Here is a 10,073-nt window from a genome sequence, read left to right on the forward strand (position 1 = left end):
TTACTCGAACTTGGGCGCAGGCCAGGAGATGATGCGGGTTACTCTCGGGAAGAGCCGGGTGCGGGAAATCCGCCCGCCCGGATCTGTGAGGGCGAAGCCGAATGGCATAGCTACTCGACCACGATCGACCTCCCTCGTGAGGTTCGAGATTTTGCGATGGTGATTTGTACACCACATACGGCGGCGGTCTCTCTGATTTCAAAAAACCGCTGCGGTCAGTCTGCATGGCGTCCTGCGTCTTGAGATGAATAAATGCGTCTTTTTAAAATATTTGGTGTCGCTGCCTTTAGAGGAAGTTCGTTGTTCGCGTTTCCACCGAACTGCGAAGCTGCGACAGAGGCGTCAGTCGCCGCAAAGACTGGTCGCGGTAGATCAGGGCCTCACATCCACTCACGGCCCTCGCTGCGCAGGAAGTAGATGAGATCAAGCTGAAGGCTCGGCTTGCCGATTGCGGTCAGCGTCATGTGGCATTGGCCGCGATGGTGGGTCTGGTGGTTGAAGAGATGCGAGAGCGCCGCCCACAGCGGTTGCGTGATCTCGACCGACTGCGTCAGCGGCGAATAAGTGAAGCTGGCGGCGAGAGTTGCCTCGTCAAGCGTGCCTGTCCAGGCAATGATACGCTCGTCCTCCGCCTTGCGGGCGGCGGCAAGCATATCCAGCTCTTCGTAGAGAACGGCATCGAGTGTCGTCGGCGCTTCGCCGGTGCCGGTGAAGCGCTTCATCCATATTCGGTCGGCGACGAGCAGATGATTGAGGGTGCGATGGAGCGAGCCGAAGAAGGCGCCGCGGTCGCTGCGGAATTCCGCGTCGCTGAGTTCGGCCGCGGCCGCATAGACCTGGGCGTTGGCCCAGCCATTATAGGCGGCGAGCATTCTGTACTGCCTGAGCATCTGATCCCCTCATCGTCGCCGCAGTCTAGCCCGGTTTCCCAGTAAGTCGCAGTGATGTGCCCATGAAATTTCCTGATTTGATCACAGGCGTCTTCTGTCGTGGAATGGAGGGAGCTGCAATCTCGAAAGGACCGTTATGACCAGAGCGCTCTATTCCCTCTGCGGCGCCGACGAGCGCCACTTCTTTTCGCCCCATTGCTGGAAGGCGGTGATGGCGCTCGCGCATAAGGGGCTCGATTTTGAGGAGGTTCCCACCACCTACGCCCGCATCCGGGCAATCGGCGGCGGTGTTTCGTCGATCGTCCCTGTGCTCGACGACAATGGCCGGCTGATTTCCGACAGTTTCGAAATCGCCCTCTATCTGGAAGAGGCCTATCCCGAGCGGCCGTCGCTGTTCAAAGGGGAGGGCGGCAAGGCTCTGTCGCGCATGGTGGAAGGCTATTCGCAGATGGTCATCCATCCGGCGATCATGCGGATCGCCCTTCTCGACATCCATGCGATCCTTGACGAGGGAGACAAGGCCTATTTCCGCGAAAGCCGCGAGGCCCGTCTCGGCAAGCCGCTGGAAGTCTTTGCCGCCGACAGCGAGGCCGAGAAGGCCACCTTCGGCGCCAAGCTGGAGCCGCTGCGCCATATGCTGAAGTTCCAGCCCTTCATCGGCGGTCAGACGCCGCTCTTTGCCGACTACATCGTCTTCGGGGCATTGCAATGGCTGCGCGTATCCGCCGGTCTTGCCATGCTTGCCACAGATGATCCCGTCATGGCCTGGTTCGAGCGCTGCCTCGATCTTCACCAAAGCCGGGGCAGGACTGTGACAGCGGCGTGAAATTGCCGCCGGCCTCTTGTTTTCAGGCGTCGGGGCGGTTAAAGACCGCCCACTTTTCCCGAGAAAACAGAGGATTTGACTATGGCGATTGAACGCACCTTCTCGATGATCAAGCCTGACGCAACCAAGCGCAACCTGACGGGCGCCATCACCAAGATGCTCGAAGATGCCGGCCTGCGCGTCGTCGCCTCGAAGCGCGTCTGGATGAGCCGCCGCGAAGCCGAAGGCTTCTACGCCGTTCACAAGGACCGTCCCTTCTTCGGCGAACTCGTCGAAGGCATGACCTCCGGCCCGACCGTCGTTCAGGTGCTGGAAGGCGAAGGCGCGATCCTCAAGAACCGCGAGATCATGGGCGCGACCAACCCAGCAAACGCTGACGAAGGCACGATCCGCAAGGTTCACGCCCTTTCGATCGGCGAAAACTCCGTTCACGGCTCCGACGCTCCTGAGACGGCTGCCCAGGAAATCAAGTACTGGTTCTCCGACACCGAAATCGTCGGCTGAGGCCACGCTTCGGCATTTGCTCGCAATGCCTTGAATTGACTCTCGAAAGCCGGGGCCTCGCTCCGGCTTTTTCTATTCAGGCATCTCTTCTATGCCGGGCACTTGTCAGTATTCGAAAAATCGACGCTGCCATCAGGCTTGAAGACCTCCGGGTTCTTGTCATAAAGCGCACCAACGACGAGCGGCTTGCTCGGTAGGACGGTCTGGTCGAGGTCGGACCGGAACTGCGTCTTCAATTCCTGAAGCACCTTGCCATCCATATCCACCAGCCGGACATTCACCGAATAGGGACGGTCCTTGCGCACGCAGTGCAGATTTTCGCTCTGCAGCGCGATCTTGTCGTCGATCGGATAGATTTTCTGGTTCAGCACCAGCGGATCGCCACCCTGCGGGTTTTCGAATTCGGCGATGATGACGGACCCATCGGGGATGGGGCCGGTCTTCTTCAGCGTCAGCAGATAGGTGGCGGTCGCCACGCGATAGTTGAAAACGAAGAGATGGCCGGTGACCTCGACCAGATTTTCGGCCTGGCGCTGGCAGGCGGCAAGCAGAAGGCCGATTGCTGCCGCCGCTACGATCATGTGTTTCCTCATGGCGTCTCCTCCTTCTTGCGGCGATAATGCCGGTTCGCCTTGGCGCGGTTGCCGCAGACCGCCATGTCGCACCAGGCGCGGCTCCTGTTCTTGCTTCGATCGATGAACAGCCAGCCGCAATTGCCGCAGATCTTCATACGTTCCGGGTCGGGCATGGCGATCAGCCGGAGCACTGAATGGGCGGTTGCGGCGGCCAGATTGCCGGAGCTTGTGCCACGCAACGTCTTCGCCAGCGCCTTCAGCAGACCGGCCAGCAATTGGTCGTCGTTGCCATCAAGTATACGCTTGCGGAAATAGAGGTCGATCGCTTCCCGCAAGGCGATAAAATCCACCTCCTGTTCCGGCGTTACCGGCGCGATGTCGCCGAAGAGGGCGCGTTCGGCGCAGAATTCCGCGGCAGCGTGCGGGAAACTGCGCATCTGGTCCCTGACCGCGAAACGGTCGATCCGGCGCGTCGTATCGTGGCGCAGCACGACGCTGTTGGCGACATCGAGCGCCAGCGCGCCGCCGGAGAAGCGGTGAGGGGTCCAGGAAAAGCTCATGCTGAAAATATAACTGGCTAAACGCATTTTACCAGTTATATTTTCAATGATCCGGAGTGTCTGGAATGGCCTATCTCTTGCAGCAGCTGGCGAATGCGGTTCCGCTCGCGGCTCTCTATGCCACGCTCGCCTTCGGCTATGCCGTGGCCTTCGGCGTGACGAAGCGGGCAGACATCACCTATGGGGCAATTTTCGCCTTCTCGGGCCAGATCCTGCTGCTGTTCACCGAACTCGCTTATGTCAGATTCTGGCTGGTGCTGCCGGCGGCTCTTGCCATCGGCGCCTGCGCCTCCATCGTCTACTCGCTGGGCGCAGGCATATGGATCGGCCGCGCGATCATGATGCCGCTGGTCAAAAAGTCGCCGAACACCGTCATCGTCGCCGCCCTCGGCATGATGATCGTGCTGATGGAGACCGCCCGGCTTGCCGCCGATACCCGGGCCATCTGGTTGCCGCCGTTCCTGAACGACGTCGTTGTCTTCTGGAGCGACGGTCTGTTCAAGGTGACGCTCACCTACATACAATTGATCGATACGGTGCTGATGTGCGCCGTCGTCGCGATCGGCGCGCTGATCCTCAGGCACACGGCCTGGGGTCGCATCTGGCGTGCCGTCACTGACGATCCGCTGGCCGCCGAGCTTTGCGGCACCAGCGCCAACCGCGTCTTTCTCGTCGCTTATGCGGCGGCCGCCCTCGTCGCCACGATCTGCGGCATCCTGGCGACCTTCTATTACGGCTCGATGGATTTCGGCGCGGGCCTGATGTTCGGGCTGAAAGTGCTGTTGATCGCGGCCGTCGGTGGCTACTCCGACCCGCTACGCTCGGCAGGCGGCGCCGCCGGGCTCGCCGTCGTCGAAACCCTATGGGGCGCCTATGGCCCCTTCGTCTGGCGCGATCTGGTCATCTTCTCCCTGCTCGTCCTGCTCTTAGTCATGAGCCGTAGGGAGCGCGTTGTTCTCTGATCATTTCCACTTGTCGCGTGCCGCATCGTCCGCGTCTCTGGCCGCGACCCAATCACCGGCCTCGCCATCCTTGCCGTGCTCCTTCTTCCAGAAGGGGGCTGTGGTCTTCAGGAAATCCATGACGAAACTGGCGCCGTCGAACGCCGCCTGCCGATGCGGCGCGACGGCGACGACCAGCACGATATTCTCGCCGGCTGCGATCTTGCCGTAACGGTGGATGGCGGTCAGGCCGAGAAGCCCGAAGCGGGTGATGGCGAGTTCGCCGATGCGGGTCATCTCGGCTTCGGCCATGCCGGGATAGTGCTCAAGTTCGAGGGCAGCCAGCGTCCCGCCCTCATCGCGGCAGAGGCCGGAGAAGGTCACGACTGCACCGATGCCGGGTTTGCCCTTGGAGAGGCGATCGACCTCGGTTTGCAGGTCGAAGTCATCGTGTTGGACGCGGATGGTGGGGGTGACGGTCATGATAACGTCCCCAACTGCTTTGAAGCCGTAGCGGAGGCTATGGAAAGGGTGTGCCGCACCAACCCCCCTCTGTCCTGCCGGACATCTCCCCCACAAGGAGGGAGATCACGGGCGGCTTGACCATCGTGCCCATCTACAATTTTGCCGGGCTGCGACGTGGATTGCTTGGGGAAGTTCGTGCTTCCAGCCAATCTCCCTCCTCGTGGGGGAGATGTCCGGCAGGACAGAGGGGGGTAGCGACACGGCACCACCATCACCGCCTCATCCCCCCGTCATCGGCGGAAATATCCCGATTTCCCGTGCAGCGCCGATCGGCTCGTCATGCTCGACATGTTCCATGTCGAGCGCCACGCGGATCACTTCGGGATATTGAAGCGCCGTCTCATATTCTTCGCCCAGCGTCTTCAAATGATTCAGGAGATCGTCAACGGTGACGACGGAGGAGGGGAGGTCGATTTCTTCCTCGCCCTTGCCGATGCGCTCGCGCACCCATGCGAAATAGACAAGCCGGGTCATTCCTCGTCATCCACGATATGTTTCAACCCGGCGCGGAAATAGTCGTAGCCGGTATAGATGGTCAGCAACGCCGCGATCCACAGCAGCGCGATGCCGGTCTGCGTCGTATAGGGGAAAATCTCGTCGCCCGCGGGGCCGGCGAGCAGGAAGGCGATGGCGACGAGTTGCAGCGTCGTCTTCCACTTGGCGATCCGCGTCACCGGCACGCTGACCTTCAGCGCCGCCAGATATTCGCGCAGTCCCGAAACCAGGATCTCACGGCAAAGAATGGTGATTGCCGCCCAGATCGACCAGCCGGCGATGGTCTGGTCGGCCGCGACCAGCAGAAGGATCGAGGCGACCAGCAGTTTGTCGGCGATCGGATCGAGCATGCGGCCGATATTCGACGTCTGGTTCCAGATGCGCGCGAGATAGCCGTCGAGGAAGTCGGTGATCGAGGCGATGACGAAGATCCACAGCGCCACCCAGCGCGCCGTATTGCTGATCGACAGCCTGCCCTCGATGAAGAAGCAGAGAACGATCAGCGGCACGGCGAGGATGCGGCCGTAAGTCAGAAGATTGGGGATGCTGTACGCACGCGATGCCATGGGATCGTTTCTCTGAATTAATGCGCCGCTACAGCGCCGCGCGCCTTTTCAGACGCGCAAAGGACGCTGTAACACTTTGAATCTACGCATCGTGCTTTCCGAAAATCGAGTCCGATTTTCGGGCCGATGCGGTAGATGACGGCTTTGGCCGCGGACCGTCAACATTCTTTCTGTCTTTTCACTGCCTTTGCGTGGAATTTGCGACGGACGCCGGTTATTTCGCGGCGTCGTCGTGGAAATGGTTGTAGACCTGCCTGGCGACCGCTTCCGATATGCCTTCCACCGTCATCAGGTCCGACAGGGCGGCGCGCGAAACCGCCTTCGCCGTGCCGAAATGCTGAAGCAACGCGCGTTTGCGCGACGGACCGATGCCGCCGATCTCGTCGAGCGGGTTCTTGACCATTTCCTTCTTGCGCCGCGCCCGGTGCGAGCCGATCGCGAAACGGTGCGCCTCGTCGCGCATGCGCTGGATGAAGTAGAGCACCGGATCGCGCGGCGGCAGGGTGAAACTCTCGCGTCCCGGCGGAAAGAAGCGCTCGCGCCCGGCATCGCGGTCGACGCCCTTGGCGATGCCGATCGCCGTCACGCTGTCGGTGATGCCGAGTTCGGCGAGGATGGCGCGCACCGCCGTCATCTGACCCTGGCCGCCGTCGATCAGGATCACATCGGGCCATGTGGGGAAGGGCATGTCGGCAGCGTCGGGAGCGGCTGCCTGCGCCGTCCGGTCGGGAATGCCTTCCTCCTTGATCAGCCGCGAGAAGCGCCGCGTCATCACCTCTTTCATCATGCCGAAGTCGTCGCCTGGCGTGATGTCGGTCGATTTGATGTTGAACTTGCGGTACTGGTTCTTCACGAAGCCTTCCGGCCCCGCGACCACCATGCCGCCGACGGCATTCGTGCCCATGATGTGCGAGTTGTCGTAGATCTCGATGCGCTGCGGCGCATAGGAAAGCCCGAACGTTTCCTTGAAACCTTCGAGCAGCCGCGACTGCGACGCCGTCTCGGCGAGTTTTCGCCCATGGGCTTCCCGCGCATTGCCGACGACGTGGTCGACGAGATCGCGCTTCTCGCCGCGCTGAGGCACGAGGATGGAAACCTTGTGGCCGGCCTTTTCGCTGAGCGCGGCCGCAAGCAGTTCCAGCTCCTCGACCGTTTCTGACAGCATGATCTGCTTCGGCACGGGCTTGTCGTCGTAGAACTGCGCGAGGAAGGAGTTCAGCACTTCGGCGCTGGAAAGCTGCGGGTCGGCTTTCGGGAAATAGGCGCGGTTGCCCCAGTTCTGTCCGGTGCGGAAGAAGAAGACCTGGATGCAGGAAATGCCGCCCTCATGATGAATGGCGAAAACGTCAGCCTCTTCGACGCCGGCTGGATTGATGCCCTGGTGGCTCTGGACATGCGAAAGCGCCGCCAGGCGATCCCGATAGATCGCCGCCCGCTCGAAGTCGAGGTCCTCGGCCGCCCGATTCATGGCTTCGGCCATATGCGACTTCACCTTCTGGCTCTTGCCGGACAGGAAGTCCTTCGCCTCTTGCACCAGTTCGCCGTAACCCTCGTCGCTGACCTCGTGGGTGCAAGGCCCGGAACAGCGCTTGATCTGGTAGAGGAGGCAGGGGCGCGTGCGCGTTTCGAAGACGCTGTCGGTGCAGGTGCGGATCAGGAAGGCGCGCTGCAGTGAATTGATCGTCCGCCCAACCGCGCCCGCCGAAGCGAAAGGCCCGAAATAATCACCCTTTCGCGCCCTTGCGCCGCGATGCTTGAAAATGGCAGGCGCCCGGTGATCCCCGGTGATGAGGATATAGGGAAAGGATTTGTCGTCGCGCAGCAGCACATTAAAGCGCGGCCGCAAGCGCTTGATCAGATTCGCTTCCAGAAGCAGCGCTTCGGTTTCCGTGCGCGTTGTCACGAATTCCATGTTCGCCGTTTGGCGGACCATCTGGGCGATGCGGTTGGAATGCACGCGACCGACGGCGTAATTGTTGACGCGCTTCTTCAGACTGCGCGCCTTGCCGACATAGAGCACGTCGCCTTCCGCATTGAACATGCGGTAGACGCCGGGGCTGTTCGGCAGCCGCTTGACGAATTCGCCGATCAGTTCCGCGCCGATCAGCCCGGTCTCATTGAGGCTGCCTGCGTTCCAGTCGACCGCTGCCGCAAGGGGCGAGGCGGAAACATCGCCTTCCGCCTCGATATCGTCTTCGCTCTCGTCCGTATCGTCGTAGAGAACGCCGCCATCCGGCAGCTTTCGTCCGTTCATTCCGTAATCTCCGCCACATCGGGCGTCTGCCAGGCAAGGTGCTGGCCGCCGTCGAGGGCAATCATCTGGCCGGTGATCGAGGGCGTATCGAAGAGAAAGCGGACCGTCCGTCCGAACTCGCCGAATCCCGGCCCCGCCTTCATGATAAGCCCGTCGATCTGAGCCTGGAAGTCCTCTTCCGACTGCCGTGTGCTGCGCACCGTCGGGCCGGGGCCGATGGCATTGACGCGCAGCTTCGGCGCGAAGGTCTGCGCCATCGTCTGCGTCGCCGTCCAAAGTGCTGCCTTCGAAAGCGTATAGGAATAGAAGCCCGGATTGAGCGCCCAGACGCGTTGGTCGATGATGTTGACGATCAGCCCACTCGCATCATGGGGCAGCTGTTCGGCTAGAACAGCGGCAAGTATGGAAGGCGCCCGTACATGAATGTCGAAATGTTGCGCCCACGCTTCCGCATCGAAGCTGCGCGCCGAATCCTGGCGAAAGATCGAGGCGTTATTGACGAGCAGATCGAGAGGGCCGAGCGCTTCCGACGCCTTTTTGACGAGCGCGCTTGTCTCGCCGACATCGGTGAGGTCGGCCCGTATGGCGACCGCGCTAAATCCTTTTCGCCGCAATTCCGCCGCCACTTCTTCGGCCTCTCCGATGGAACCGTTCGCGTGGATCGCGACGGAAAATCCATTTGCAGCAAGGTCTTCGGCGATTGCCCGGCCTATTCTTTTTGCGGCTCCTGTTACGAGGGCCGAGCGAAGTCTTTTGTGGTTCAAAATCTTGCTTTCTGATGCCGCGAGTCTGACTGCAGACTATATAGGGGCGGCCGGAGATTATATAAATAGGCCGCTACCGTTGCGTACGCGAGCGAGATATTCTATGTATTATTTAAGAATGCGATTTCCTAAAATAAGTATTTTTGGTTTAATCCTTCAGTAGGGTTAATGAAGTGTATGTTGCTCGCAAGCAACATCGAATTTCGGCCATGCGCCAGCCACAATGATATCACAATTTGGCTCTTTCAAATCCGCATTTCAGTTCCAATTTCAGTCTCGATCCGGAAGGGACATCTGGCAATTTTCCCGCTAATGCTTCGCTGAGAGACAGATGATAAGCGGCGCGGGACTGAAAGGAGAAAAGTATGCGTGTACTCATTGCTGGCCTTATGGCCTCCGCTTTTGCGATTGCTGGCGTTTCGGCAGCTCAGGCGGCTGATGCCGTCGACCAGGTTCCGGAAGCGCCGGTTGCCCAGGACGCTCCGGTCAAGCCCGCCGGCAACTGGGAGGGCTTCTACCTCGGCGGCGCCGGCACCTACAACATGGGTAACTTCGGTTCCGACCGCCACACCTACGGTTTCGGCGGCCAGGTCTTCACCGGCTACAACTGGCAGCAGGGCCAGATCGTCTACGGCGTTGAATCCGATCTCGGCTACAGCGGCGACGACGTCTCTTCGGGCGGCGTCAAGAACAAGTATGGCTGGAATGGCTCCGTGCGTGGCCGCGTCGGCTACGACATGAACCCCTTCCTGCTCTACGGCACGGCTGGTCTCGCCCTCGGCAACGTCAAGGTTTCGGACGACACCTCGTCCGAGAGCAAGACGGCCTACGGCTACACGGTCGGCGCCGGCGTCGAAGCCTTCGTGACCAACAACATCACGACGCGCTTGGAATATCGCTACACGGACTACCAGAGCAAGGACTACAACCTCGACTCCGGCAGCTTCTCGCGCGGCTACGACGAGAACAGCGTCAAGCTCGGTATCGGCGTCAAGTTCTAAGCCGACTGAACATGCAAATACAAAGAAGCCGGGCACGTCGCCCGGCTTCAGACTGCTGACAAACCCGTCGATTTTTTCGGCGGGTTTTGCTTTTTTGGCGATTGGATTTTTTGCCGGTTGTGTTTTGGCGGAGGGCGAAGAGAGGTTTCGGCTTACGCCGTGGCCGGTTTTG

General features: G+C 60.6%; 12 protein-coding genes. 4 read left to right on the forward strand and 8 right to left on the reverse strand.

Annotation, left to right across the window (positions count from 1 at the left end):
* Positions 1-380: 380 nt before the first annotated feature.
* Positions 381-890: a DinB family protein gene (locus EFB14_RS32480; RefSeq protein ID WP_126830888.1), complete on the reverse strand. Its 510-nt coding sequence runs from the start codon at positions 888-890 to the stop codon at positions 381-383.
* A 136-nt stretch (positions 891-1,026) separates the two neighbouring features.
* Between EFB14_RS32480 and EFB14_RS32485 the strand changes: the two genes are divergently transcribed.
* The gene (locus EFB14_RS32485) at positions 1,027-1,716 is read left to right on the forward strand and encodes a glutathione S-transferase family protein (protein ID WP_126830890.1); all 690 of its coding nucleotides are present in this window, start codon (positions 1,027-1,029) and stop codon (positions 1,714-1,716) included.
* An 81-nt stretch (positions 1,717-1,797) separates the two neighbouring features.
* A complete protein-coding gene (gene ndk / locus EFB14_RS32490) occupies positions 1,798-2,220 on the forward strand; it encodes a nucleoside-diphosphate kinase (protein ID WP_004680549.1) in 423 nt (140 codons plus the stop codon).
* An 89-nt stretch (positions 2,221-2,309) separates the two neighbouring features.
* Here ndk and EFB14_RS32495 read toward each other — a convergent pair whose 3' ends face one another.
* Both EFB14_RS32495 and EFB14_RS32500 read right to left on the reverse strand, forming a co-directional pair.
* Entirely contained in the window at positions 2,310-2,813 is a 504-nt protein-coding gene (locus tag EFB14_RS32495) for a hypothetical protein (RefSeq protein WP_126830892.1), read from the reverse strand.
* Positions 2,810-3,355: a CGNR zinc finger domain-containing protein gene (locus EFB14_RS32500; protein ID WP_125846858.1), complete on the reverse strand. Its 546-nt coding sequence runs from the start codon at positions 3,353-3,355 to the stop codon at positions 2,810-2,812. Before EFB14_RS32500 ends, EFB14_RS32495 begins: the two co-directional genes overlap by 4 nt.
* Before the next feature lie 65 nt (positions 3,356-3,420).
* Here EFB14_RS32500 and EFB14_RS32505 point away from each other — a divergent pair, with 65 nt between their 5' ends.
* Positions 3,421-4,317, forward strand: a complete 897-nt coding sequence (locus tag EFB14_RS32505) for a branched-chain amino acid ABC transporter permease (RefSeq protein ID WP_125846859.1) — start codon at positions 3,421-3,423, stop codon at positions 4,315-4,317.
* Here EFB14_RS32505 and EFB14_RS32510 read toward each other — a convergent pair whose 3' ends face one another.
* From EFB14_RS32510 to EFB14_RS32535, 5 genes are all read right to left on the reverse strand, one after another.
* Entirely contained in the window at positions 4,318-4,779 is a 462-nt protein-coding gene (locus EFB14_RS32510) for a molybdenum cofactor biosynthesis protein MoaE (protein ID WP_126830895.1), read from the reverse strand.
* Between the two features lie 261 nt (positions 4,780-5,040).
* The gene (moaD, locus tag EFB14_RS32520) at positions 5,041-5,295 is read right to left on the reverse strand and encodes a molybdopterin converting factor subunit 1 (RefSeq protein WP_125846861.1); all 255 of its coding nucleotides are present in this window, start codon (positions 5,293-5,295) and stop codon (positions 5,041-5,043) included.
* Positions 5,292-5,882: a CDP-diacylglycerol--glycerol-3-phosphate 3-phosphatidyltransferase gene (gene pgsA / locus EFB14_RS32525; RefSeq protein WP_003587473.1), complete on the reverse strand. Its 591-nt coding sequence runs from the start codon at positions 5,880-5,882 to the stop codon at positions 5,292-5,294. The genes moaD and pgsA overlap by 4 nt, the downstream gene beginning before the upstream one ends.
* A 214-nt stretch (positions 5,883-6,096) precedes the next feature.
* A complete protein-coding gene (uvrC, locus tag EFB14_RS32530) occupies positions 6,097-8,136 on the reverse strand; it encodes an excinuclease ABC subunit UvrC (protein WP_126830897.1) in 2,040 nt (679 codons plus the stop codon).
* The gene (locus tag EFB14_RS32535; protein WP_125846863.1) at positions 8,133-8,900 is read right to left on the reverse strand and encodes an SDR family oxidoreductase; all 768 of its coding nucleotides are present in this window, start codon (positions 8,898-8,900) and stop codon (positions 8,133-8,135) included. The genes uvrC and EFB14_RS32535 overlap by 4 nt, the downstream gene beginning before the upstream one ends.
* Before the next feature lie 365 nt (positions 8,901-9,265).
* Between EFB14_RS32535 and EFB14_RS32540 the strand changes: the two genes are divergently transcribed.
* On the forward strand, positions 9,266-9,901 hold the full coding sequence (locus EFB14_RS32540; RefSeq protein ID WP_125846864.1) for an outer membrane protein: 636 nt from the start codon (positions 9,266-9,268) through the stop codon (positions 9,899-9,901).
* Positions 9,902-10,073 lie beyond the last annotated feature (172 nt).

The organism is Rhizobium fabae, assembly GCF_003985135.1.
In the GTDB taxonomy this organism is placed as follows: domain Bacteria; phylum Pseudomonadota; class Alphaproteobacteria; order Rhizobiales; family Rhizobiaceae; genus Rhizobium; species Rhizobium pisi.